We start from the raw sequence: 22861 nt of genomic DNA, 5'->3' as shown, positions 1-22861 counted from the left end.
ACCCCGACCGGCGAACTCCGGCGTCGGGCCCGGTTGCCACCGTCGTACCCGGCCGAATCTTTGCCGCCCGACAAAAAACCGTTTGCCTCCGGTCACTGAGGGGCGCGAACCTTTCACGGTTTGTTCCGTCCGCTTCCGCTCTTCCCGCCCGCTTCCCGTCTCCACCCCTCCTGATCTCCTCTTTCTCCCTCGCTTCGCCCCTCGCGACCTCCTCCCTCTCCCCTCTCTCTTCTCCGTCTCCGCCGACTTCGCCATCCCCTTCATCTTCTTATCGACATGTCGATACCTGGGACGTCATGCAGATCTCCGACCTTCCGTACTCCGATCCGGGCGTGCCCGACGCGCGCTCCGGCCCCCGGTTCCTGCTCTGGCTCGGCCGGAACCAGATCGGTGGCCAGCTCAAGTCCCTCGCCTGGGGACTGCTCCACTTCAGCTCGATCGCCGGCCTCCCCTACGGCGTGGGCTACGCCGTGCAGGCCGTCGTCGACGGCTCCGGCGCCCGGCTCGCCGCCGCCGGCGGGCTGATCGCGCTGCTCGGCGTCGCCATCGCCCTCGGCGACACCATGCTGCACCGCACCGCGGTCACCAACTGGATCACCGCGGCCGCCCGGGTGCAGCAACTGCTCGCCCGCAGGACCGCCGCGCTCGGCGCCGCACTGACCCGGCGGGTGGCCGCCGGTGAGGTCGTCGCGGTGTCCACCGGTGACGTCGAGAAGATCGGCTGGTTCGTCGAGGCGCTGTCGCGCTTCGCCGCCGCCGCGCTCACCGTCGTCCTGGTCTGCGTCGCCCTCGTGGTGTACCAGCCCGCGCTGGGTGCCGTCGTCGCGGTCGGCATGCCGATTCTCGCCCTCGCCGTCCTGCCACTGCTGCCCCGCGCCACCCGGCGCGCGGACCACCAGCGGGAGAAGGCGGGCCGCGCCACCGAACTCGCCTCGGACACGGTCGCCGGACTGCGCGTGCTGCGCGGTATCGGCGGCGAGGAACTCTTCCTCGACCGCTACCGCCGCGCCTCGCAGGAGGTGCGCAAGGCCGCCGTGCGCAGCGCCCGCATGTGGTCGCTCATCTCCGCGATCCAGGTCCTCCTTCCCGGGCTGCTGCTCATCGTGGTCGTCTGGTACGGCGTCCACCTCGCCCGCGAGGGCCGGATCAGCGTCGGGGAACTGGTCACCGTGTACAGCGCGGTGATGACCCTCAACTACCCGCTGCGGCACTTCGAGGAGATCGCCATGGCGTACTCCTTCTCCCGGCCGTCGGCGCAGCGTGCCGCGAGGGTGCTCTCGCTGGAACGCGTCACCGAGCCCGCGGGCGGACTCCTGGACGCGCCGGCGCCGTCCGGCGATCTGTACGACCCGGCCACCGGTGTGCTCGCTCCGACCGGGCTCCTCACCGCCGTCGTGTGCGGTGACCCGGACTTGGCGGGCCGGCTCGCCGACCGGCTCGGCGGACACCCCGCCTCGACGGAGCCGACCGATGCTCCGGACACCGCGGACGGCACAGCCGGCGACGCCGAAGAGTCCGGGCTGCCCTCCGTCCTGCTGGGCGGGGTGCCGCTGGACGAGCTGCCGCTGGACGTCGCCCGCGCGGCCGTGCTCGTCCAGGACAAGGACCCGGTGCTGCTCTCCGGCACCCTCGCCGAACTCCTCTCCGTGCCGTCCTCCGGGTCGGTCCGGCCCGACGAGGCGCTGGCCGCGGCGCAGTGCGCGGACGTCCTCGACGCCCTGGCGCAGGCGTCCTTGGACGAGGATCCGATGAAGGCGCGGATCACCGAGCGCGGCCGCTCCCTCTCGGGCGGCCAGCGCCAGCGTCTGGCGCTGGCCCGGTCGCTGGTCACCGACCCGGAGGCACTGGTCCTCGACGAGCCCACGTCCGCCGTGGACTCGCACACCGAGGCCCGGATCGCCCAGGGGGTGCGCGCCCTGCGGCAGGGCCGCACGACGGTGCTCCTCACCTCGTCCCCGCTGCTCCTGGACCGTGCGGACCGGGTGGTGTTCGTCCAGGACGGCACGGCCGTCGCGGTCGGCGAGCACCGCGAACTGGTGCGTACAGAACCCCGGTATCGCGCGGTCGTCACCCGCGAGACCGACGAAGAGCCCGCTGCCGTGCGCTCGGGACCACGGTCGGCCGACGAAGCCGACATCGAGATCGACATCGAGGAGACGGCATGATCGGCGTAGCGCCACCGGCCTACGATCCGGCGGCCCCGACCACCGCGAACACCCTGCCGGTCGGCGCACCGGCGACGGTGCGCGGCTATGTGCGCGAGCTGTACCAGCGCCACCGGCGTGCCTTTCTGCTGCTCATCGGCGTCAACACGGTCTCGGTCGTCGCGTCCATGGTCGGGCCCTATCTGCTGGGCGGGGTGATCGAGGACGTCACGGACAGCGCGGGCGCGCTGCGCGACCTGCACCTGGAGCGCGTCATCGCCGTGTTCGCGCTCGCTCTCGTCGTGCAGGCCGTGTTCACGCGGCAGGTGCGGCTGCGCGGGGCGATGCTCGGCGAGCGGATGCTGGCGGATCTGCGCGAGGACTTCCTGGTGCGCTCGGTCGGGCTGCCGCCGGGCGTCCTGGAGCGGGCCGGCACAGGCGATCTGCTCTCCCGGATCACCACGGACATCGACCGCTTGGCGAACGCGATGCGGGAGGCCGTGCCGCAGCTGTCCATCGGTGTCGTGTGGGCGGCCCTCCTCATCGGCGGGCTCGCGGTCACCGCGCCGCCCCTCGCCCCGGTGATCCTGATCGCGGTGCCGGTCCTGGTGATCGGCTGTCGCTGGTACTTCAGGCGGGCACCGTCCGCGTACCGCTCGGAGGCGGCGGGGTACGCGGCCGTCGCCGCGGCGCTCGCGGAGACCGTGGACGCCGGTCGCACCGTCGAGGCGCACCGGCTCGGCGAGCGCCGTGTGGAGCTGTCCGAGCGCCGCGTCAAGGAGTGGACGGCGTGGGAGCGCTACACGCTCTATCTGCGCTCGGTCCTCTTCCCCGTGATCAACGCGGTGCACGTCCTGGTGCTGCTGTCCGTCCTGCTGATCGGCGGCGTCTTCGTCCTCCAGGGCTGGATCGACGTCGGCCAGCTGACGACGGGCGCGCTGATCGCGCAGATGCTGGTGGACCCGGTGGGCCTGATCCTGCGCTGGTACGACGAGCTCCAGGTGGCCGGGGTGTCCCTGGCCCGGCTCGTCGGCGTACGGGACATCGAGCCGGACGCGGGCGACGCCTCGGTCCGCCCCGACGGGCGTGACGTGCACGCGGACGAGGTGCACTTCGGCTACCGAGAGGGCGTCGACGTGCTGCGCGAGGTGTCCCTCGAGGTGCGGCCTGGCACCCGGCTCGCCCTGGTCGGCCCGTCCGGCGCGGGCAAGTCGACGCTGGGCCGGCTGCTCGCCGGGATCTACGCGCCGCGGACAGGGCAGGTCACGCTCGGCGGCGCCGAGCTGTCCCGGATGCAGGCGGAGCGGGTCCGCTCGCACGTGGCGCTGGTCAATCAGGAGCACCACGTCTTCGTCGGCTCGCTCCGCGACAACCTGCGACTGGCCCGCACCGACGCCGAGGACGCCGAGCTGTGGGCGGCGCTCGGCGCGGTCGACGCCGACGGGTGGGCGCGGGGTCTGGCCGAGGGCCTGGACACCGAGGTCGGCTCGGGCGGGACGGCGCTCACGCCCGCCCAGGCCCAGCAGATCGCCCTGGCCCGGCTGGTCCTCGCCGACCCGCACACTCTGGTCCTGGACGAGGCGACCTCGCTGCTCGACCCGCGTGCGGCCCGCCACCTGGAGCGCTCGCTCGCGCGGGTCCTGGACGGCCGCACCGTCGTCGCCATCGCGCACCGGCTGCACACCGCGCACGACGCGGACGTGATCGCCGTGGTCGAGGACGGCCGTATCCGCGAGCTGGGCAGCCATGACGAGCTGGTCGCGGCCGACGGGGCGTACGCCGCCCTGTGGCGGTCCTGGCACGGGTGACCGTGCCGGGGGGTGGTGCGCGGCGGGGCTCAGATGAAGTTGAGCGCGGCCGCGCACCCCACTCCGCCGAGCAGCATGAACACGGGCATGAGCACCTTCAGCTCGACCCAGCTGCCGGCCCGGAACCGCATGGGCTTGGGCGGGCCGATCGGGTACCAGCGCTTGCGGCCGACGGGGATGGGCCACAGGATCGGGCAGCCCGAGACCGTGAGGGCGTCCCCGATGTCGTGGACCAGGGCGCCGAGCACGATCGGCAGGCCCAGCCACAGATACTCCTGGCCGGGGTCGGTGAACAGCCAGTCCGATCCGTTGTTCGGCTGGTCCAGGACGCCGGCGAGGATCCAGGCGCTGGTCGCGGCGAGCAGCCAGACCAGAACGTCGCTGCTGGAGCCGCGGGCGGCCCGCCACAGCAGTCCTTCGATGGCGAGCACCATGTGGACGAAGAGGATGCCGAGGACGGCCCACCGGCCACCGGTGATCGCCGCGACCGAAGCGCCGGCACCGATCAGGACGGCCCACAGCCACGTATGGGTGAGCGTGCGGTGTCCGCCCGAGCGACGGGGGTCGGCCGGCTTCCGGGTCGCCTTGTAGACGGCGTACGAGAGTTTGTCGACGATCTCGCAGAGCCATCGGGAGATCGGGCCGAAGGCGCGCGAGATGGTCGCCGCCTTGTGGTCGAGGTCGGGGGCGAGGGCCGCGCCCGCGCAGATCAGAGCGCCGACCAGGACGACCGGCCAGGGCATCGGGTGCCCCGCGGCCGCCGCCGCCGCGCCCACCCCCAGCCAGGCCGCCGCTCCTGACAACGAGTGTGCCGGTCCCATCATGGCTCTGTTCCGCCCCTGTCCCACTTGTGCCGACCGTCCGCGTCGTGTCGACATGTCCCTTGTACCGACGCTCTGTTGACCCCTTGAGGGTGTGCGCACCCTGACGCCCCGTCGGCGACCCAGGGTAACCTTCGTGATCTTCGTACGGGCATCCGATTGCCGGATCGGAGCGGAAGCCAGGCAAGATGGTGACGTGACCCTTATCGATCAGCTCCCGCAGACCGCAGATCCGGACGCCCTCTACGACGCCTTCGAGTCGTGGGCCCAGGAGCGTGGTCTCACCCTCTATCCGCACCAGGAGGAGGCGCTGATCGAGGTGGTGTCGGGTGCGAACGTGATCGTGTCGACGCCCACCGGCTCCGGCAAGAGCATGATCGCGGCGGGTGCGCACTTCGCCGCACTCGCACGTGACGAGGTCACCTTCTACACGGCACCGATCAAGGCACTCGTCTCCGAGAAGTTCTTCGAGCTGTGCAAGATCTTCGGCACCGAGAACGTCGGCATGCTCACGGGCGACGCGTCGGTCAACGCGGACGCGCCCGTGATCTGCTGCACCGCCGAGGTACTGGCCTCCATCGCGCTGCGCGACGGTGCCCAGGCCGACATCGGCCAGGTCGTCATGGACGAGTTCCACTTCTACGCGGAGGGCGACCGCGGCTGGGCCTGGCAGATCCCGCTGCTGGAACTGCCGCAGGCGCAGTTCATCCTGATGTCGGCGACGCTCGGCGACGTCTCGATGTTCGAGAAGGACCTGACGCGCCGCACCGGTCGGCCCACCTCGGTGGTCCGCTCGGCCACCCGCCCGGTGCCGCTGTCCTACGAGTACCGGCTCACGCCGCTCACCGAGACGCTGACCGAGCTGCTCGACACGCGGCAGGCTCCGGTCTACATCGTGCACTTCACGCAGGCGCAGGCCGTCGAGCGTGCGCAGGCGCTGATGAGCATCAACATGTGCACGCGCGAGGAGAAGGACCAGATCGCCGAGCTGATCGGCAACTTCCGGTTCACCACCAAGTTCGGCCGCAACCTGTCCCGTTACGTGCGGCACGGCATCGGCGTGCACCACGCGGGCATGCTGCCCAAGTACCGGCGCCTCGTCGAAAAGCTCGCCCAGGCGGGCATGTTGAAGGTCATCTGCGGCACCGACACCCTCGGCGTCGGCGTCAACGTCCCGATCCGAACGGTGCTGTTCACGGCACTCACCAAGTACGACGGCACCCGGGTGCGCACACTGCGCGCCCGTGAGTTCCACCAGATCGCGGGGCGGGCCGGCCGGGCCGGCTTCGACACGGCGGGCTTCGTCGTGGCCCAGGCGCCCGAGCACGTCATCGAGAACGAGAAGGCGCTGTCGAAGGCGGGCGACGACCCGAAGAAGCGGCGCAAGGTCGTCCGCAAGAAGGCTCCCGAGGGTTTCGTCGGGTGGACCGAGAGCACCTTCGACAAGCTCATCACCTCCGATCCCGAGCCGCTGACCTCCCGCTTCCGCGTCACGCACACGATGCTGCTGTCGGTCATCGCCCGCCCCGGCAACGCGTTCGACGCGATGCGCAAGCTGCTCGAGGACAACCACGAGCCGCGCAAGGCCCAGCTGCGGCACATCCGCCGGGCCATCGCGATCTACCGCTCGCTGCTCGACGGCGGCATCGTCGAGAAGCTGGACCAGCCGGACGCCACGGGCCGCATCGTCCGGCTGACCGTCGACCTCCAGCAGGACTTCGCGCTCAATCAGCCGCTGTCGACGTTCGCGCTCGCCGCCTTCGACCTGCTCGACAAGGAGTCGCCGTCGTACGCGCTCGACATGGTGTCGGTCGTGGAGTCCACGCTCGACGACCCGCGGCAGATCCTGCACGCCCAGCAGAACAAGGCGCGCGGTGAGGCCGTCGCCCTGATGAAGGCGGACGGGGTCGAGTACGAGGAGCGCATGGAGCGGCTTCAGGACATCTCGTACCCGAAGCCCCTGGAGGACCTGCTCTTCCACGCCTACAACACGTACCGCACGAGCCACCCGTGGGTCGGTGACCACCCGCTGTCGCCGAAGTCGGTGATCCGGGACATGTACGAGCGGGCGATGACCTTCACCGAGTTCGTCTCCCACTACGAGCTCGCGCGCACCGAGGGCATCGTCCTGCGCTACCTGGCCAGCGCCTACAAGACGCTCGACCACACCGTGCCCGACGACCTCAAGTCGGAGGACCTGGAGGACCTGATCGCCTGGCTGGGCGAGATGGTGCGCCAGGTCGACTCCAGCCTGCTGGACGAGTGGGAGCAGCTGGCCAACCCGGAGGTCATGACGGCCGAGGAGGCCCAGGAGAAGGCCGACCAGGTCAAGCCGGTCACCGCGAACGCGCGCGCCTTCCGCGTCCTCGTCCGCAACGCGATGTTCCGCCGGGTGGAGCTCGCCGCGCTCGACAACGTCGACGAACTCGGCGAGCTGGACGGCGACGCCGGCTGGGACGCCGACGCCTGGGGCGACGCCATGGACAAGTACTGGGACGAGTACGAGGACCTCGGCACCGGACCCGACGCGCGCGGCCCCAAGCTGCTCATGATCGAGGAGGATCCCGAGCACGGTCTGTGGAAGGTCCGCCAGACCTTCGCCGACCCGAACGGCGACCACGACTGGGGCATCAGCGCCGAGGTCGACCTCACGGCCTCCGACGCCGAGGGCCGCGCCGTCGTCCGGGTCACGGACGTCGGTCAGCTGTAGTCTCCCGGCCGGCCGGACGTCAGGGTCCGGCCGCGTCCCCGCGCCGGATCCGTCCGGGCGCCCACACGAGAGAGAACCACGCATGACGAATCCCGCGGAGCGGCTTGTCGACCTGCTCGACCTGGAGCAGATCGAGGTCAACATCTTCCGTGGGCGCAGCCCGCAGGAGTCCCTGCAGCGTGTCTTCGGCGGGCAGGTCGCCGGGCAGGCCCTGGTGGCCGCGGGCCGCACCACCGAGGGCGACCGTCCCGTGCACTCGCTGCACGCGTACTTCCTGCGCCCGGGTCGTCCGGGCGTGCCGATCGTGTACCAGGTCGAGCGGGTCCGCGACGGCCGCTCGTTCACCACGCGGCGGGTCACCGCCGTCCAGCAGGGTCGCACGATCTTCAATCTCACCGCCTCCTTCCACAAGCCCGAAGAGGGAGCCTTCGAGCACCAGTTGCCGCCGGCCCGGGAGGTTCCGGACCCGCAGTCGCTGCCGACCATCGCCGAAGAGATCAGGGGCCATCTGGGGGCGCTGCCCGAGGCGCTGGAGCGCATGGCCCGGCGCCAGCCCTTCGACATCCGCTACGTGGACCGGCTGCGCTGGACCCCGGAGGAGGTCGAGAGCGCCGAGCCGCGCAGCGCCGTCTGGATGCGCGCGGTCGGCCCTCTCGGCGACGACCCGCTCGTGCACACCTGCGCGCTCACGTACGCCAGCGACATGACGCTCCTCGACGCCGTGCGGCTGCCGATCGAGCCGCTGTGGGGTCCGCGCGGTTTCGACATGGCCTCGCTCGACCACGCCATGTGGTTCCACCGTCCTTTCCGTGCCGATGAGTGGTTCCTGTACGACCAGGAGTCGCCGATCGCGACGGGTGGCCGCGGTCTGGCCCGCGGCCGCATCTACGACGCCGAGGGGCGGCTGCTGGTGTCCGTGGTGCAGGAGGGTCTGTTCCGGAAGCTCGGGTCGTGAGCGCCGTGGAGCCGGACGATCCGGAGACGCTGCTGGCGCAGGCCGTGCGGCTGCGCGAGAGCGGCCGCCGGGAGGAGGCGCGTGAGCAACTGCTCGCCCTTCGTGCCCGGTTCCCCGAGGATGCCCGTGTCGCGTTCCAGACGGCGTGGGTCCATGACGTCCTCGGCCTCGAGGCGGACGCCGTCCCGCACTATGTCGACGCGCTCGCGGGCGCCGGGTTGTCCGCGGAGGACCGACGCGGTGCGATGCTCGGCCTCGGCAGTACCTACCGCACGCTCGGCCGCCATGCGGACGCCGTGGCCACGCTGAGCGGGGCGACCGTCGAGTTCCCCGAGGACAACGCCCTCAAGACGTTCCTGGCGATGGCGCTGTACAACGTGGGGCGCGCTCATGACGGCATGCGGATGCTGCTGACGGTGCTGGCCGCGACCAGCGCCGATCCGGACATCGTGGGGTACCGGCCCGCGATCGAGTACTACGCGCGGGATCTGGACGCCGTCGAGGGCGGCGGCTCGGCGGACGGCTCCGAATAGGCGCTCCCGCTGGGGAGTTCAGCCTCGTCTGCCGAGCAGGCGCCCCCACAGGCTCCGGGACGGCTCGGCCGGGGCCGGAACCGTGAAGTTGTCGGGGCCCTTCGGGGGTGTCGGCGCGTGCGGTCCGCCGGGTGCGGGCCGTGGAGCGGCGAGGGGCGGCGCCGGTCGCAGTCGGCGGGCCCTTTCCAGACTCAGGAAGAGATGGGCCCGCAGCCAGCTGATCTCGTCCGGGGCGTCGGCGACGAGGATCCGCTCGACGACCTGCGCGGTGGGCGAATCCGGGGCTCCGTACCAGCTCTCGTGGGGCCGCAGCCGCAGCAGGTGGGTCCGCTCGTGGGGGCACTCGACCAGCTCGGCGACCAGGTCCGCGTCGAGGAACGTGGTGATCGCGGCGGCCCGCTCCCAGGGATCGCCGCACTGGCCGAGCAGGTATCGGGCGTGCCGGGACCGCCAGGTCCGTGGCCGCAGGTCCTCACCGGCCGCGATCCGGGCGCGCATCGCGGCCGGCGCCCGGCCGGTCAGGAGCGGGGCGTGGACCTCGGACCGCGCGAACTCCCTCAGGTCCTGAGCCAGGTAGAGCCAGACCACGGTCCGGTAGCGGTTCACATAGAACTTCGCGGGCGTCAGCATCCCGGCGCGCGCGAGCCGGGTGAACCGGCTCGACGAGATGTCCATGATCGACGCGCCCTGCGCGGTGCCCACCACGCGGACCTGCTCACGCAGGGCGTCCGGAAATCCTTCGGCTTCGCGAATGCGGTCGATCTCTTCGCGCGGGACCCGGCGCAGGCCGCCGTCGGGTGCCGCGACGGTGCGGATCCGGCCGAGCCGCACCGCCAGATCGAACTCGCCTCGCTTCAGACCCAGTTCGCGCGCCGCGCTGCCCTGGGGCCTGGTCATGGTGTTGCCTTGCACGATGGTTCTCCCCCGTCGAACGATACGAAATGGTCACTCTCCGTGACCACCCGGGAAAACCGTAGCGCGGATCGATCCAGCCCGTGCAAGCCTGTGGATAACTCTTCCGGCGCCGCAAACCCGCAGGTCAGAACTCTCCTGCGGGCGTCCTCTCCGGCTGCCGCTTGCCGACCCCGAGGTGTTCGCCGACCCGGTTGACCAGAAGGGTCATCTCGTAGGCGACCTGGCCGATGTCGGCCTCCGCGTCGCTGAGCACGCACAGGCAGCTGCCGTCCCCGGCTGCGGTGACGAACAGGACGGCGTCGTCGAACTCGATCATCGTCTGCCGTACGCCGCCCGCGCCGAAGTGCCGCCCCGATCCCTTGGCGAGGCTGTGCAGTCCGGACGAGACAGCGGCGAGGTGCTCGGCGTCCTCGCGGCCCAGATCCGAACTGGCACCGGTGACCAGGCCGTCGTTGGACAGGACCAGGGCGTGCCGCACGTGTTCGACGCGCCCCGTCAGGTCGTCGAGCAGCCAACCGAGTCCCGTGTTCTCCGCCATGTTCCTGTCTCCCCGCTCCCCTGTGACTCCCCGTCCCCGGGCACGGCGCTCCCCTGCCCGGGGGATCTGCCTCGCAAGCCTTCCCCACGGCTGCTCTCCGGGCAAGCAGGATGGGCGCATGGCACACAAGATGACCGATGAGGAATGGCATGCCTTCGTCTCCGAGGGCACGCGCACGGCCAAGCTGTCCACGGTGCGGGCGGACGGCAGTCCGCACATCGCGCCGGTCTGGTTCGTACTGGACGGCGACGACATCGTCTTCAACACCGGCAAGGACACGGTCAAGGGCCGCAATCTGGCCCGCGACGGCCGCGTCGCCCTGTGCGTGGACGACGAACGGCCGCCGTTCTCGTTCGTGACGATCCAGGGGCACGCCGAACTCAGCGAGGACCCGGTCGAGCTGGTGGATTCGGCCACCCGGATCGGCGGCCGGTACATGGGCGCGGACCGTGCCGAGGAGTTCGGCAGACGCAACGGCGTACCCGGCGAACTCGTCGTCCGGGTCCGTGTCGACAAGGTCGTGGCGCTCGGTGACGTAGCCGACTGAGCGGGCCGGTCCGGTCAGCCGACCGAGTCGAGCAGCCGGGCGGTGTACATGCGCCCGGCGTACTCGACGAGCCGGATCAGCACCTCCTTCCCCGAGTCCTTGTCGCGCGCGTCGCACAGCACCACGGGGGTCCCGCGGTCGAGGTCGAGGGCCTGTGCCACTTCGTGCGCCCCGAACGCCCTGGCGCCGGTGAAGCAGTTGACCGCCACGACGAACGGGATACGGCGGTGCTCGAAGTAGTCCACAGCGGGGAAGCAGTCCTCGAGCCGCCGGGTGTCCGCGAGGACGACGGCGCCGAGGGACCCTTGCGACAGCTCGTCCCACAGGAACCAGAAGCGGTCCTGGCCCGGCGTGCCGAACAGGTAGAGCGACAGACCGGATCTGATGGTGATGCGGCCGAAGTCCATGGCCACGGTCGTGGTGGTCTTGCGGGCCACGGCCGCGGTGTCGTCCACCGACTGGCCCAGTTCGCTGAGGCGTTCCTCGGTGCGCAGCGGCCGGATCTCGCTGACCGCGCCGACCAGGGTGGTCTTGCCCACCCCGAAGCCGCCCGCGACCAGGATCTTCAGGGCCAGGGCGGCGCTGTCGGCCGTGGCGTCAGAGTGCTCGGAGTCCATCGATGACTTCTCTCAAGATCGTTTCGGCCGGTAGCCGTGCGGGCGGAACCGGGCTGCTGACCTTGACGCAGCCCAGTTCGAGCAGGTCGCCGAGGAGCACCCGGACCACTCCCACGGGGACCTGGATGCCGGCGGCGAGTTCGGCGACGGTCTGTGTCTCGGCGCGGCACAGCTCGATGATCGACCGGTGCTCGGGCCCGAGCCCGGTGTCGTCGGGGCCGTCCGGCGCGGCGGAGTCCAGCGACACCAGGGCGATCAGGTCGCACTGCGCTCCCCGGGGGCCCGCCGAGGTTCGGCCGGCGGTCACCGTGTAGGGGCGGACCATCGGTCCGGCCTCGTGGTCGAACCACTGACTGCCCGGCGCCTCGGGACTGCCACGCTCCTGTGGACCCGTGCGGGCTTCCGCGCCCTGGTGGGGCGCGTCGAACAGGTCGTCGTCCGGGTGGGGCGTGTCGTCCAGGTCGTTGTCCATGGGGCGTCAGCCGCCTCCCTCAACCCGCGGTGGGCGACGGTCCGCCGAAGCGGGCCGGTGACCGCAGGTGTTCGCCGACCCGCCGCACCAGGCGTGCCATCTCGTAGGCGACGAGCCCGATGTCGGCCATGGCGGTGCTCAGGACCGCGAGGCAGGAGCCGTCCCCGGCTGCGGCCACGAACAGGAACCCGTCGTCCATTTCCACCATGGTCTGCCGCACGCCGCCGGTGCCGAAGTGCCGGCCGGTGCCCTTGGCGAGGCTGTTGAACCCGGAGGCGACGGCGGCGAGGTGTTCGGCGTCCTCGCGGCCGAGACCGTTGGAGGCGCCGACGGCCAGGCCGTCGTTGGAGAGCACCACGGCGTGCCGGAGTTCCGTGACCCGCGTGACCAGGTCGTCGAGGAGCCAGTCGAGTTCGCCGGAGCCGTGGGACGTGCCCGTGGTCGGTTCCTTGATCATGTGAGGTCTCCTCCGCTGCTTTCACTGCCTGGTGGACGTCCGCCGCCCCGGATCCAGCCGTCCCGGAAGGACGCCATCCGGGCCCGGACCTGTTCGGGGGTGCGCTCCCCCGGCTCCGGAACGCTGTGCACGGAGGAGGGCCGGTCCTCGGGGCGCGTACGCAATTGGGGCGCGAGGCTGGCCTGGCGCACCCGGCGCGGCAGGCCTTTCGAGTCCACAGCCTCCTCGCCGTCCGGTTCCTGGGGGACGCGCAGACGGAGCGCGGTGACACCGGGAGGGTGCGGCGTCTCGTCGGGAGCCGGTCCCGCCGAGGGGGCGAGTGCCGGGCGGGACGTGGGTGCGGGGACGGGTTTTCCGTTCATGGGCGCTGCTTCGGGCTCGGGCACGCGCGCGTAGCGGCGCTCTTCTTCGGACGGGGGACGGGGGGCGTCGGAGGTCTCGGTGCCGCTCTTGTGCAGCAAGGAGGTCGGCATGAGGACCACGGCGGTGGTGCCCCCGTAGGGGGAAGTGCGCAGGTTCACCTTGATGTCGTGCCGGCGGGCCAGGCGGCTCACCACGAAGAGGCCGAGCCGGTCGCTGTCGAACAGGGCGAGTGTCTCGGACTGCTGGATGCGTTCGTTCGCCTCGTCGAGGGCCTCCCTGCCCATGCCGAGACCGCGGTCCTCGATCTCGATGGCGTAGCCGTTGGCGACGGGCTCACCGCTGATGCGCACTTTGGTGTGCGGGGGTGAGAACTGGGCGGCGTTCTCGACGAGTTCGGCCAGCAGGTGGGTGAGGTCGGCGACGGCAGCGCCCGCGACGTCGACGGCAGCGAGGTGGCGTACCTCCACGCGCGCGTAGTCCTCGATCTCGGAGACCGCGGCGCGGCAGACGGTCGTCAGCGGGACGGGCACGCGCCAGGCGCGGCCCGGTGCGGCTCCGGAGAGGATGATGAGGCTCTCCGCGTGGCGTCGCATCCGGGTAGTGAGGTGGTCGAGACGGAAGAGGTCGCCCAGTTCGCCCGGGTCCTCGGCGCGGCGTTCCATGGTGTCCAGGAGCCCGAGTTGACGGTGGACGAGGACCTGGCTGCGCCGGGCCAGGTTCACGAAGACACCGGAGATGCCGTTGGCGAGTTCGGCGCGCTCCACGGCGGCGTGCAGGGCCGCGCGGTGCACCGTGGTGAGCGCTTCCGAGACCTGTCCGGTCTCGTCCTCCGCGGGCGGCCCCTGGGGTGCCTCCGCCGTCACGTCGATCTCCTCGCCGGCCCGCAGTTTGCGCATGGCCTGCGGGAGTTTGCGCCGGGCGATCTCCAGGGCGGTGTTGCGCAGGCTGATCAGTTCGACGACGAGGCCGCGGCCGATCCGGACGGAGATCACCAGCGAGGCGACCACGGCGACGAGACCGAACATCACGGCCGCTCCCGCGGGTGAGAACAGCCCCCTGGTGAACGGGTCGGCGCTCGACGTGGCGCCGTCGGCCCCGACGGCGCGCATGCCGTCCTGCACGGTCGCGTGCGCCACGACCCAGGTGTCCGCGGAGGCTCCGGTGAGCGCCTTGCGCCCGGGCCGCGCGACGAGCGTCCGGTCCTCGACGGTGCGTACGTCGCCGTACGCGCTCCCCTCCACGAGGCGGTTCCAGGTGGCTCGCGCGGGTCCGCGCAGATCGGTGGCGGCCGTGTCGGTCAGCGTCCTGCGGGTCTCGGCGGCTCCGATGAACAGCCGGAGCCGTGTGTCGTCCAGGTCTCCGGTGAGGCGGGCGCTCGTCAGGAGCGCGTTCTCCCGGGACAGCATCTCGGCCGCGCGGCCGAATTCGAGCAGCACGCGCGCGTCGGTGCCCGCCGCCGGGTCCTGGATGCCGGTGAGTGCTCCGACTGTCGTGAAGGCCGTGTCGATGCTCCTGGTGTACTGCGCGTAGGCGGCGTCCCAGCCGGTGCGGCGCTCCAGGACCGCGGTGCGCACGGTGCGCAGTTCCTCGGCGCCCACCACGAAGGCGGCGAGCCGGTCGGCCACGCCGTGCGGCAGGTCCACGCCGTCGGCCACGGTGGTGCCCCGGCCCGGGCGCAGGGCGCCGACGGCACGGTCGCTGGCGGTGCCGAGCCGCTTGAGCACGTCGCCGCGGTCGGCCGCGGGCGCGGTGGCGTAGCCGACCGCCGCCTCCCGCTCCGCCTGGAGCGCGGCCACGGCCCGGGTGACGGGCCCCCGCACCGTGGAGTCGGCCTGCTGCGCCTGCCGGATCCGTGCGACGTCCTGGGTGGTGGCCACGGTCGCGTAACCCCACAGGGCGAGCAGGGAGACGACGGGCACCATCAGCAGGCAGATGATCTTCGCCCGGACCGTACGGGGACGCAGGTGCCGGCCCGCGCGCGTGGGTCGGCCGTTCGGCGCGAGCCCGGCATCGGTGGCGGCGTCCTCGGCAGCGGGCGGCCCGGCGTGCGCGCGCCGTCCGCGTGTCCTGGGCGCGGACATCGGTGGCGGGCCTGAGCCGGAAGTACTGCGGGACGGGCGCATGGGCTCCTCGATCGGGATGGGGGTCGGCGGACGCGTCGCGGCCGATGGTCAGCGGGTGGTGCTGCCCTCCAGTGCTTGCTGGGCCGACGCGGAGGCCCGCTGTTCGTGCGCGGTCGGGGACAGCGCGACGAACGCCGAGGTCAGGAAGAGGTACGAGCCCAGTCCCACCGCGAGGGGGAAGACGAACTGCATCACCGAGGCGCCGGGCAGGGACGTCGTGGCGGGCGCCACCCGCACGCTCACGGCGAGCATGCCGGTGTAGTGCATGCTGCTCACCGCGCCGCCCATGACCAGGGAGGCGACCGCCACCGCCGCGGGTGACTTGATGTTGAGGCCCGCCCAGAGCGCCACGGTCGCGGCGATGACGGCGACCACGACGGACAGCGCCACCAGGAGCGGGTCGTAGCCGACGCTGCCGTGCAGGCGCAGGGCCGCCATCCCCAGGTAGTGCATGCTCGCGACGCCGAGCCCGGTGGTGAGGCCGCCCAGGGCGAGGGCCCGGTTCCGCTCGCGGCTGTAGCCGACGGCGAAGACCCCGGCGCCGACGACGGCCATCGCGACGACGAGGCTCAGGATGGTGAGCGGCACGTTGTAGCGGATCTCGGTCCCGGTGACGCCGAAGCCGAGCATCGCCACGAAGTGCATCGTCCAGATCCCGGTGCCCATGGCCGAGGCGGCCGTGATCAGCCAGTTGCGCCGGGTGCGCCCGGTCGCGTTGAGGGCGCGCACGGTGCAGCGCAGGCCGAGCGCCGCGCCGATGCAGGCCATCAGATACGACAGCACGGGGGTCAGCCAGCCGAAGGTGGCGTGGTCCAGGTGTCCCATGGCCCAGGGACGCTAGCCCCGCCGGGGGCGCACGGCTGGGGCGCATTTCGAAAGGTGCTGGAAGATGACTGAGATGCGGCACTGAACGATCGCGCCAGGGTCGAACGTGTGCACCGTACGCGCTTGCGACACTTTCGGTTCGGATAGGGACCTTTCGACCTCGCGTCCCCCTGTCGTGCCGCCTTCGCTGTCAGTGGGCTGCGCAATCATGGTGCGCATGAGCGATGACCCCACACGCGTGCAGGAGTTCTTCTCGGCCCGGGCCGCCGACTGGGACGCGCGCTTTCCCGACGACGGTCCGGCGTACGCGGCCGCGGTGTCCGCGCTGGGGCTGCGGCGCGGCGGCAGAGTGCTCGACGCCGGGTGCGGGACGGGCCGTGCGCTGCCTCCGTTGCGTGCGGCCGTGGGTCCCTCGGGGACGGTGCTCGGCGCCGATCTGACACCGGCGATGCTGGCCGCGGCCGTGCGTGCGGGCCGGGACGGCGACGGGCAGTTGCTGCTGGCGGACGTGTCCCGGCTGCCGCTGCGGACGGGCGCCCTGGACGCGGTCTTCGGCGCGGGGCTGATCTCCCACCTGCCGCATCCGGAGGAGAACCTGCGCGAACTCGCGCGTGTGGTGCGGCCGGACGGGGTCCTCGCCCTCTTCCATCCGATCGGCCGGGCCGCCCTGGCCGCGCGCCACGGACGGCAGCTCACCCCGGACGACCTGCGGGCGGAGCCTCAGCTGAGCCCGCTGCTTGCCGGTTCGGGCTGGCGGCTGACGTCGTACGTCGACGAGGACACGCGCTTCCTCGCACTGGCGGTGCGCGCGGGCTGAGCCGGCCGGACCCGGTCGGGACTCGTCACCCGCACACGGCGGCCACGAAGGCGTCCGGGTTGTCGAACATGACGTTTTGCCCGGCGCCGGGCACGTCGACGACCCGGACACCCGACGCCGTCAGGCGTTCCGCGCCCGGCAGTTCGCCACTGAGCGCTCCCTGCAGGTAGACGCGGTCGACCTCCAGGGTCTCCAGCATGTCGCGCATGGTGGGCTCGGTGCCGCGCACGAGGCCGACGGCGCTGCGGTGCAGGGCGAGCGGGTCAGTGAGACGCATGGTGGCCGCCCACAAGGGACCGACGTGCTCCAGCACGCGCGCGTGGCCTCCCCCGGTCACGAACGCGTCCTCTTCGTAGGACGCGATGCCGCTGCTGCCCGCGGTGCGGGGCGGGTGCGGGTCGAGGTTGGCCTCGGTGACGACGAGCCGTGACACGAGATCGCCCCGCCGGTGCGCGAGGACGATCGCCACGGCGCCGCCCATGCTGTGCCCGACGATCTCCGCCCCGCTCACTCCCGCGGCGTCGAGTGCGGCGGCCAGCGCGTCCGCGTGGTCCTCCAGCGTGTAGCCGAAATCGGCGGGCCGGTCGCTGATGCCGTGCCCGGGCAGGTCCACGAACAGCGAGCGGCGTCCGGCCAGTTCGGGCCGGGCCGCGACATGGGCGTGATAGACGGTCGAGGCGGCGCCGAGGCCGTGGACGTACACCCGGGCCGGCTCCGCGCCCGCCACCTCCGTCCATCGGACACGGCTCCCCCGCGCATCGAACGACGCCTGCCGCATGAGGCACTCCTCACCCGGATCGGTCCCCCGATCCCTTCGACCGTCACTTCCTGGATCTCCGACAATACATCGGTGTCGAAGTATTGCGGATGCGAGGTACTCGGAATGTGATGTACACCGGCGGCGGCCTCCGTGCGTCACAATGTCGCCATGCTGGAGCTCGCCATTCTCGGTTTCCTCTACGACGCCCCGCTGCACGGCTACGAGCTGCGCAAACACATCACGGCGCTCACCGGTCACGTCCGGCCCGTCGCCGAGAGCACGCTGTACCCGGCGATCAAGCGCCTGGAGAAGGCGGGGCTGCTCACGCGGGAGACGCAACCCGGCGCGGTGGCGGCGCCCCGGCACACGCTGAGCCTCACGGAGGCGGGTCGCGAGGAGCTGCGGCGCAGGCTCCGGGCGCCGGCCCGCGCGGACATCACCGACGAGAACCGCTGGTTCACCGTGCTCGCGTTCCTGCGGCACCTGGCGGACCCGCGGGAACAGGCGGACGTGCTGCGTCAGCGGCTCGACTTCCTGGAGGAGCCCGCGAGCTTCTTCTACGCGGGCGAACGACCGCTGCGCGCCGAGGAGTTGGACGACCCCTTCCGTCGGGGGATCCTGACCATCGCGCGAGCCACCAGCCGTACCGAACTCGCATGGTTGCGCGAGATGCTCACCTCCCTCGCACCGGAGGCGAGTTGACGGTCGACGCCCAGGAGCCGGACCGGCCGCCTTCTGCCACCATGGCTTCAACTCGACGCCGCATCGAGGCGCTTGATCGACCGATGACGATCGACTGGGGACGGTGGCCCTCATGCTCGACAGAGTCCGCAAGGCATGGAGCACGTGGCGCAAGAGGTCCGCACGGCGCGACGAACGGCGCCGGGACGAGGCCCCGTCGGCGCCCGGGGCCCGGCCGACGGCGAGCGGACCGCGACGGACGCCCAACCTGTTCGAAGCGGCGGCCGCCTACGTGACCGCGTGTGCCGAGGACGACCAGGACCGCGTCGACGAGGCCGCGAGCTGGGTGGACCCCAACGCCCTCGCCTTCGGGGTCAACGAACTGGCGTGCCGGGCGCTCATCGCGCTCGCGCGGGAGCGCGACGAATCGCCCCGCGTCGTCGCACGCAGCCTCCTCGGGCTGCCTGCCGGCTGACATCGCCGAACACGCCCCGCCCCCTCTCGACACGCGAGGCACGCGAGGCACGCGAGGCACGTGAGGCACGTGAGGCACGTGAGGCACGTGAGGCACGTGAGGCACACAAAGTGCACACGCCTTGTCGACATGCCGTCCACGAGCCGCGTACACGTCCGTCCCGGTGACTGATTTTCCTGGTCATCGCCCCTGTACGACATCGTCCGCGACTGACTAAGGTCACGCCGACGGAAAGTAGCTCAGGGGAGGCTGGCATGGCCGGGACGGACGACGCTGTCGCCACCGGGGACGACGCGCTGTACGTACTGACCGCGGTGCTGCTGACACCCGCGAAGTTCCCCAGCGTGCTCGGCGACGACTACCCGGAGGCGTGCGGCGCGCTGGGACTCGCGCCGTTGGCCGACGGGTACGGGCTGGTGCTCGGCCAGGACGGGGACGGCGCGCGCTGGACGGTCGTCGTCGACGACGTGTCCCTGGTCGCCGTCGCCATCGCGTCCTGGGACTGCGGCATGGAGTACGACCTCTCCCCCGACGAGAACAGCATGGTGTCGGCGCTGCCCGGCTGGCCGCTGGCGCTCGCGGTGTCCGCGCCGGGTGTCCCCGCGCCGCACGACCCGGCGCCCGACCCCGAGGCGGACGACGGACCACCGCTCACGCCGCCCGACACGGAGACCTGGGGGCCGGCCCAGCGGCGTCTGGGAGCGGACGAGATAGCCCTCCAGTGGGCCGTGTGGCGCGCGCAGATCGGCGACGACCAGTTCGCCACGGAGGGCGCCGCGGAGCCGTCGGACGAGCCGGATGCGGCGGACGCGGCGGACGGCGACAAGCCCGGCGGCTCGGTGGACGGCGCCGCCGTGGGCGAACCGGACCACGCGCCCGCTGCGGGCGACGGCGCACCGGACGCACCGGCCCCGGGCGAGGCCCACGAGGGCATCCGCCGGGTGCTGGCCGAGGTCCGCGGCTACGTGGACTCGCCGCCTCCGCTGGGCCGCGTACGTTCGGCGTTCGCGTCCGGCGACGCCAGGACGCTGCGGGCCGACGGGCCCGGCTGGTCGATGGTGGCGCGGACGGACGACATCGCCTTCGTCCTGCTCGACGACGAACCGGGCGAAGTGCTCCCGGTCGGCCGGGGCGCCGAACTGCCCGGACTGCTGGAGGCGCTCGACAAGATGGCGGTGCGTCCGGTCTGAACCGCCGGGCCACACAGGACGTTGACGCTCGATGTGGCCCCGCCCCATAGGTACGCGCGTGTCCCGCGCCGACGATGAGGCCTCTTCATCCCCTCACGAGGAGGCCGTTCGATGCGTACGCCCAGAGCCGTTCCCCTGCTGGCCGCCGCTCTTGTGGTGCTGACCGCTTCCGGGTCGCATCTCGCGAGTGCGGCCACGCCCCAGGTCGCGCAGTGCGCACGGCAGGAGCTCACGCGCGTGCCGGGCGCCGCCTTCCAGCAGCGGGCCTGCCTCGACGATCTGACCACGGCGGGTCTCGCGGGCACCCGGTACACCGACATGGCCGACCAGGCCGGGCTGACCGCCAAGGGCACCCGGAACCCTTCCGGCGTGCCGGGGATCCAGCTCGACGGCTACTTCCGCGACAGCTCGCACACGAACACCACCCACGGCTGGAACCACGACGCGCAGTTCGTGATCCGGCTGCCCGACCACTGGAACGGCGGCCTGGTGGTGACCGCCGCGCCCGGCAACCGCAAGCAGTACTCGACCGACACGGCCGTCTCCGACCGCGTCCTCGCCCAGGGATACGCCTACGCGGCCACCGACAAGGGCAACACCGGCCCGGACTTCTACCGTGACGGTACGCGCGCCGGCGACGCCGTCGCCGAGTGGAACGACCGCACCACACAGCTCACGCGAGCGGCGAAGAAGGCCGTCGCCCTGCGCTACGGCCACTCCCCCCGGCGCACCTACATGACCGGCATCTCCAACGCGGGCTATCTCACGCGCTGGCAGTTGGAGAACCACCCGGAGCTGTACGACGGCGGCGTCGACTGGGAGGGCGTGCTGTGGACGGCGCACGGTCCCGGCCTGCTCACCTCGCTGCCCACCGCCGTGGCGTACGGCCGGGGCACGGCCGACGCGGACGACATGTACGCGGCCGGATTCGCCCGCGGCTCCGAGTTCCTGTGGCCCTACCACCAGAAGGCGTACTGGGGTCTGACGCAGAAGGTGTACCGCGCCGCGTTCGACCCCCGGTACGACCCGGCGTGCCCGGGCGCCTCGGCCGGCTCGACGCTGGACGAGATCCTCGCGCCCTGCGCCTCCGACGCCTCCTACCGCTACGCCGACCGCCCCGCGTCGGTGCGCCGGGCCGTCGGGCGCGTGGCGCTGACCGGGCGCATCGGCAGGCCGCTGGTGACGCTCCAGGGCGATCTGGACACACTGCTGCCGATCGCCACGGACGCCGACGTGTACGCGCGGATGACGGCCACGCAGGGGCGCGGGCGACTGCATCGCACGTACCGGATCCAGGACGGTACGCACACCGACGGCCTGTACGACACGTATCCGGACCGGCTGCGGCCGATCCTGCCGTGCTACCGGGACGCCTTCGACACGCTGACCCGGTGGGTGGAGCACGGCACGAAGGCGCCCGCGGACCACACGGTGGCGCGGCCCGCGAGCGGTGACGTCGTCAACTCCTGCTCCGTCGGCGCTTCCTAGGTCGTGGCCGCCTCTGTCGCGCTATCGCCCGATCTCCTTGCGTGACACGCGGCGGAGCCTGCGCCGCTGCGACGGGTCGAGCATCAGGTAGGCCGCGGTGGGCACGCCCAGCACGATGAGCAGGGCCGCCCACCAGGGCAGCCAGATCAGCAGGATGATCCCGGCCGCCACGCCTCCCACGGCGATCTTCGCGTTCCTCGACATGTGTCTGGCCTCCTTCGGGGCGGCTCGCCCTCGGATGGGTGGAGCGGGCTCGCCTCTCCTGTGAGAAACGGGCCCGCGTCGTCCACGGTTCCTGTGGACGACCCTGAGATGTCCCTGATCCCGCGCCCTGCGGGCGGGGGCGGATCAGATGTCGGCCCTCAGCGGCTCTCCCACTTCATACATGTGCCGCAGTGCCTGGCGGTAGGAGTCGATGAGGCCGGTCTCGGTGAAGGGGACGCCGAGTTCCCGGCAGTGTGCCTTGACCAGGGGCTGCGCGAGGCGCAGGTGCGGGCGGGGCATGCTGGGGAACAGGTGGTGCTCGATCTGGTAGTTCAGGCCGCCGAGGAACCAGTCGGTCAGTGTGCCGCCCTTGATGTTGCGCGACGTGAGGACCTGGCGGCGCAGGTGTCCCCACTTGTCGCCGTCGGGGTCGGGCATCTCCATGCCCTTGTGGTTGGGCGCGAAGGCCATCCCCAGGTGCAGCCCGAACAGCGCCTGGTGCAGCGCGGCGAAGACGAGGGCGTGGCCGAGCGGCATGAGCGTCAGCAGCAGGGTGACGTAGCCGACGACGTGGGCGACGAGGAGCGTGCCCTCCACCAGGCGCTCGCGTCCGCGCTGGCGGCGCAGGTCCTGGAAGCCGGACACCTTCAGGGCCAGCCCCTCCAGGAGGGTGAGCGGGAAGAACAGCCAGGCCTGGTGGCGGGTGAGCCAGCCGCGGAAGCCGGTGCGCACGGCGGCCTGTCCGCTGGTGAAGACGAGGACGTCGGCGGCGACGTCGGGGTCCTTGTCGATGTGGTTCGGGTTGGCGTGGTGGCGGTTGTGCTTCTGGTTCCACCACGAGTAGCTCATGCCGAGCAGCAGGTTGCCGTGGACGAGACCGATGGCGCGGCTCACGGAGCGGTTCGCGGTGATCTGGGAGTGTCCTGCATCGTGTCCGATGAACGCGGCGCGCGCGCCGAGGACGGCGAGGACGGGGGCGAGCGCAAGCACCCACCAGGAGCCGCCGACGAGTGCCACACCGGTCACCACGGCGGCGAGAGCGAGGGCGTTGCCCACGATGGTGCGTACGTACCAGCCGGTGCGCCGGTCGAGCAGTCCCTGCCCCTTGACGTCTCTCAGCAGAGGGGTGAATTCGCTGCTGGTTTCAGGCGGGGACGGCGGTACGGCGACGGCCAGCGACATGGCTGTTCTCCGGTCTGTGGTGGGCGACGGCGACGCGGCGGGCTACGCGTCGGCCCGGCCTCGAAAAACGTACGGATCGGGGGACTTGGGCGGCCATGGCGCCACCACCCGACTGCCGCAGGGGGCAGGCCCACCGTGAGCCGGGGGTTAGCCACACCCTTAGGGGTGGGGTGATCCAGGTCACGACTGGAGGATGTCCGTCCGGCGGGTCGCGCGGTGTACTCTCGGCGCCTCCA

22 protein-coding genes are annotated in these 22861 nt (G+C 71.8%); 11 read left to right on the top strand and 11 right to left on the bottom strand.

Going from position 1 to position 22861, the window contains the following annotated elements; translation table 11 throughout:
• The first annotated feature begins 296 nt into the window (after positions 1–296).
• Together ABZ930_RS22215 and ABZ930_RS22210 are read left to right on the top strand one after the other, a co-directional pair.
• The gene (locus ABZ930_RS22215) at positions 297–2165 is read left to right on the top strand and encodes an ABC transporter ATP-binding protein (RefSeq protein ID WP_361550289.1); all 1869 of its coding nucleotides are present in this window, start codon (positions 297–299) and stop codon (positions 2163–2165) included.
• Positions 2162–3952 carry an ABC transporter ATP-binding protein gene (locus ABZ930_RS22210; protein WP_361550287.1) on the top strand — a complete coding sequence of 597 codons (1791 nt, stop codon included), beginning with the start codon at positions 2162–2164 and terminating at the stop codon, positions 3950–3952. The genes ABZ930_RS22215 and ABZ930_RS22210 overlap by 4 nt, the downstream gene beginning before the upstream one ends.
• 29 nt (positions 3953–3981) lie before the next feature.
• On the opposite strand, the gene ABZ930_RS22205 is transcribed toward ABZ930_RS22210, so the two are convergent.
• Entirely contained in the window at positions 3982–4776 is a 795-nt protein-coding gene (locus ABZ930_RS22205; RefSeq protein WP_361550285.1) for a metal-dependent hydrolase, read from the bottom strand.
• A 133-nt stretch (positions 4777–4909) separates the two neighbouring features.
• Here ABZ930_RS22205 and ABZ930_RS22200 point away from each other — a divergent pair, with 133 nt between their 5' ends.
• From ABZ930_RS22200 to ABZ930_RS22190, 3 genes are all read left to right on the top strand, one after another.
• Positions 4910–7483: a DUF3516 domain-containing protein gene (locus tag ABZ930_RS22200; protein WP_361550283.1), complete on the top strand. Its 2574-nt coding sequence runs from the start codon at positions 4910–4912 to the stop codon at positions 7481–7483.
• A gap of 82 nt (positions 7484–7565) precedes the next feature.
• On the top strand, positions 7566–8438 hold the full coding sequence (locus tag ABZ930_RS22195; protein ID WP_361550281.1) for an acyl-CoA thioesterase II: 873 nt from the start codon (positions 7566–7568) through the stop codon (positions 8436–8438).
• Positions 8435–8971, top strand: coding sequence for a tetratricopeptide repeat protein (locus ABZ930_RS22190; RefSeq protein ID WP_361550279.1), 537 nt, complete (start codon positions 8435–8437; stop codon positions 8969–8971). Before ABZ930_RS22195 ends, ABZ930_RS22190 begins: the two co-directional genes overlap by 4 nt.
• 18 nt (positions 8972–8989) lie before the next feature.
• Here the strand turns inward: ABZ930_RS22190 and ABZ930_RS22185 are convergent, their stop codons facing one another.
• Positions 8990–9868, bottom strand: a complete 879-nt coding sequence (locus ABZ930_RS22185) for a DUF6397 family protein (RefSeq protein WP_361550277.1) — start codon at positions 9866–9868, stop codon at positions 8990–8992.
• A 142-nt stretch (positions 9869–10010) separates the two neighbouring features.
• The gene (locus ABZ930_RS22180; protein ID WP_361550275.1) at positions 10011–10424 is read right to left on the bottom strand and encodes a roadblock/LC7 domain-containing protein; all 414 of its coding nucleotides are present in this window, start codon (positions 10422–10424) and stop codon (positions 10011–10013) included.
• A 118-nt stretch (positions 10425–10542) separates the two neighbouring features.
• On the opposite strand from ABZ930_RS22180, the gene ABZ930_RS22175 reads away from it, so the two are divergent.
• The gene (locus ABZ930_RS22175) at positions 10543–10971 is read left to right on the top strand and encodes a PPOX class F420-dependent oxidoreductase (protein WP_361550273.1); all 429 of its coding nucleotides are present in this window, start codon (positions 10543–10545) and stop codon (positions 10969–10971) included.
• Positions 10972–10985: 14 nt separating this feature from the next.
• Here ABZ930_RS22175 and ABZ930_RS22170 read toward each other — a convergent pair whose 3' ends face one another.
• From ABZ930_RS22170 to ABZ930_RS22150, 5 genes are all read right to left on the bottom strand, one after another.
• The gene (locus ABZ930_RS22170) at positions 10986–11588 is read right to left on the bottom strand and encodes an ATP/GTP-binding protein (protein WP_361550271.1); all 603 of its coding nucleotides are present in this window, start codon (positions 11586–11588) and stop codon (positions 10986–10988) included.
• Positions 11569–11913 carry a DUF742 domain-containing protein gene (locus ABZ930_RS22165; protein ID WP_361550376.1) on the bottom strand — a complete coding sequence of 115 codons (345 nt, stop codon included), beginning with the start codon at positions 11911–11913 and terminating at the stop codon, positions 11569–11571. The genes ABZ930_RS22170 and ABZ930_RS22165 overlap by 20 nt, the downstream gene beginning before the upstream one ends.
• A gap of 166 nt (positions 11914–12079) precedes the next feature.
• Positions 12080–12517 carry a roadblock/LC7 domain-containing protein gene (locus ABZ930_RS22160; RefSeq protein ID WP_361550269.1) on the bottom strand — a complete coding sequence of 146 codons (438 nt, stop codon included), beginning with the start codon at positions 12515–12517 and terminating at the stop codon, positions 12080–12082.
• The gene (locus ABZ930_RS22155; RefSeq protein WP_361550267.1) at positions 12514–15003 is read right to left on the bottom strand and encodes a nitrate- and nitrite sensing domain-containing protein; all 2490 of its coding nucleotides are present in this window, start codon (positions 15001–15003) and stop codon (positions 12514–12516) included. Before ABZ930_RS22155 ends, ABZ930_RS22160 begins: the two co-directional genes overlap by 4 nt.
• 48 nt (positions 15004–15051) lie before the next feature.
• A complete protein-coding gene (locus ABZ930_RS22150) occupies positions 15052–15828 on the bottom strand; it encodes an MHYT domain-containing protein (RefSeq protein WP_361550265.1) in 777 nt (258 codons plus the stop codon).
• A 217-nt stretch (positions 15829–16045) separates the two neighbouring features.
• Here ABZ930_RS22150 and ABZ930_RS22145 point away from each other — a divergent pair, with 217 nt between their 5' ends.
• Positions 16046–16645: a methyltransferase domain-containing protein gene (locus ABZ930_RS22145; protein WP_361550263.1), complete on the top strand. Its 600-nt coding sequence runs from the start codon at positions 16046–16048 to the stop codon at positions 16643–16645.
• A gap of 25 nt (positions 16646–16670) precedes the next feature.
• On the opposite strand, the gene ABZ930_RS22140 is transcribed toward ABZ930_RS22145, so the two are convergent.
• Positions 16671–17423: an alpha/beta hydrolase gene (locus tag ABZ930_RS22140; protein ID WP_361550261.1), complete on the bottom strand. Its 753-nt coding sequence runs from the start codon at positions 17421–17423 to the stop codon at positions 16671–16673.
• 150 nt (positions 17424–17573) lie between these two features.
• On the opposite strand from ABZ930_RS22140, the gene ABZ930_RS22135 reads away from it, so the two are divergent.
• The 4 genes from ABZ930_RS22135 to ABZ930_RS22120 all read left to right on the top strand — a co-directional run bounded on the left by ABZ930_RS22135 (position 17574) and on the right by ABZ930_RS22120 (position 21239).
• The gene (locus ABZ930_RS22135; protein WP_361550259.1) at positions 17574–18107 is read left to right on the top strand and encodes a PadR family transcriptional regulator; all 534 of its coding nucleotides are present in this window, start codon (positions 17574–17576) and stop codon (positions 18105–18107) included.
• 112 nt (positions 18108–18219) lie between these two features.
• The gene (locus tag ABZ930_RS22130) at positions 18220–18561 is read left to right on the top strand and encodes a hypothetical protein (protein WP_361550257.1); all 342 of its coding nucleotides are present in this window, start codon (positions 18220–18222) and stop codon (positions 18559–18561) included.
• A gap of 254 nt (positions 18562–18815) precedes the next feature.
• Positions 18816–19751 carry a hypothetical protein gene (locus tag ABZ930_RS22125; RefSeq protein ID WP_361550255.1) on the top strand — a complete coding sequence of 312 codons (936 nt, stop codon included), beginning with the start codon at positions 18816–18818 and terminating at the stop codon, positions 19749–19751.
• A gap of 111 nt (positions 19752–19862) precedes the next feature.
• Positions 19863–21239, top strand: coding sequence for a tannase/feruloyl esterase family alpha/beta hydrolase (locus ABZ930_RS22120; RefSeq protein WP_361550253.1), 1377 nt, complete (start codon positions 19863–19865; stop codon positions 21237–21239).
• Positions 21240–21260: 21 nt separating this feature from the next.
• Here ABZ930_RS22120 and ABZ930_RS22115 read toward each other — a convergent pair whose 3' ends face one another.
• Positions 21261–21443 (bottom strand): hypothetical protein, encoded by a 183-nt coding sequence (locus ABZ930_RS22115; RefSeq protein ID WP_361550251.1) that lies wholly within the window; start codon positions 21441–21443, stop codon positions 21261–21263.
• 144 nt (positions 21444–21587) lie between these two features.
• Positions 21588–22625 (bottom strand): acyl-CoA desaturase, encoded by a 1038-nt coding sequence (locus ABZ930_RS22110; protein ID WP_361550249.1) that lies wholly within the window; start codon positions 22623–22625, stop codon positions 21588–21590.
• Between the last annotated feature and the right edge of the window lie 236 nt (positions 22626–22861).

It is taken from the genome of Streptomyces sp. NPDC046716 (assembly GCF_040645755.1).
Taxonomy (GTDB): Bacteria; Actinomycetota; Actinomycetes; order Streptomycetales; family Streptomycetaceae; genus Streptomyces.
The sequence above is the reverse complement of the archived record's forward strand: the minus strand, read 5'-3'. Positions and strand labels throughout refer to the sequence as shown.

Excerpts from the sequence above, each read along its gene's own strand:
- ABZ930_RS22150 (WP_361550265.1), bottom strand. The coding sequence starts at position 15,828 with ATGGGACACCTGGACCACGCCACCTTCGGCTGGCTGACCCCCGTGCTG.
- ABZ930_RS22160 (WP_361550269.1), bottom strand. The coding sequence starts at position 12,517 with ATGATCAAGGAACCGACCACGGGCACGTCCCACGGCTCCGGCGAACTC.
- ABZ930_RS22110 (WP_361550249.1), bottom strand. The coding sequence starts at position 22,625 with ATGTCGCTGGCCGTCGCCGTACCGCCGTCCCCGCCTGAAACCAGCAGC.
- ABZ930_RS22205 (WP_361550285.1), bottom strand. The coding sequence starts at position 4,776 with ATGATGGGACCGGCACACTCGTTGTCAGGAGCGGCGGCCTGGCTGGGG.
- ABZ930_RS22145 (WP_361550263.1), top strand. The coding sequence starts at position 16,046 with ATGAGCGATGACCCCACACGCGTGCAGGAGTTCTTCTCGGCCCGGGCC.
- ABZ930_RS22140 (WP_361550261.1), bottom strand. The coding sequence starts at position 17,423 with ATGCGGCAGGCGTCGTTCGATGCGCGGGGGAGCCGTGTCCGATGGACG.
- ABZ930_RS22195 (WP_361550281.1), top strand. The coding sequence starts at position 7,566 with ATGACGAATCCCGCGGAGCGGCTTGTCGACCTGCTCGACCTGGAGCAG.
- ABZ930_RS22175 (WP_361550273.1), top strand. The coding sequence starts at position 10,543 with ATGGCACACAAGATGACCGATGAGGAATGGCATGCCTTCGTCTCCGAG.
- ABZ930_RS22210 (WP_361550287.1), top strand. The coding sequence starts at position 2,162 with ATGATCGGCGTAGCGCCACCGGCCTACGATCCGGCGGCCCCGACCACC.
- ABZ930_RS22155 (WP_361550267.1), bottom strand. The coding sequence starts at position 15,003 with ATGCGCCCGTCCCGCAGTACTTCCGGCTCAGGCCCGCCACCGATGTCC.
- ABZ930_RS22170 (WP_361550271.1), bottom strand. The coding sequence starts at position 11,588 with ATGGACTCCGAGCACTCTGACGCCACGGCCGACAGCGCCGCCCTGGCC.
- ABZ930_RS22120 (WP_361550253.1), top strand. The coding sequence starts at position 19,863 with ATGCGTACGCCCAGAGCCGTTCCCCTGCTGGCCGCCGCTCTTGTGGTG.
- ABZ930_RS22135 (WP_361550259.1), top strand. The coding sequence starts at position 17,574 with ATGCTGGAGCTCGCCATTCTCGGTTTCCTCTACGACGCCCCGCTGCAC.
- ABZ930_RS22215 (WP_361550289.1), top strand. The coding sequence starts at position 297 with ATGCAGATCTCCGACCTTCCGTACTCCGATCCGGGCGTGCCCGACGCG.
- ABZ930_RS22125 (WP_361550255.1), top strand. The coding sequence starts at position 18,816 with ATGGCCGGGACGGACGACGCTGTCGCCACCGGGGACGACGCGCTGTAC.
- ABZ930_RS22130 (WP_361550257.1), top strand. The coding sequence starts at position 18,220 with ATGCTCGACAGAGTCCGCAAGGCATGGAGCACGTGGCGCAAGAGGTCC.
- ABZ930_RS22185 (WP_361550277.1), bottom strand. The coding sequence starts at position 9,868 with ATGACCAGGCCCCAGGGCAGCGCGGCGCGCGAACTGGGTCTGAAGCGA.
- ABZ930_RS22180 (WP_361550275.1), bottom strand. The coding sequence starts at position 10,424 with ATGGCGGAGAACACGGGACTCGGTTGGCTGCTCGACGACCTGACGGGG.
- ABZ930_RS22165 (WP_361550376.1), bottom strand. The coding sequence starts at position 11,913 with ATGGTCCGCCCCTACACGGTGACCGCCGGCCGAACCTCGGCGGGCCCC.
- ABZ930_RS22115 (WP_361550251.1), bottom strand. The coding sequence starts at position 21,443 with ATGTCGAGGAACGCGAAGATCGCCGTGGGAGGCGTGGCGGCCGGGATC.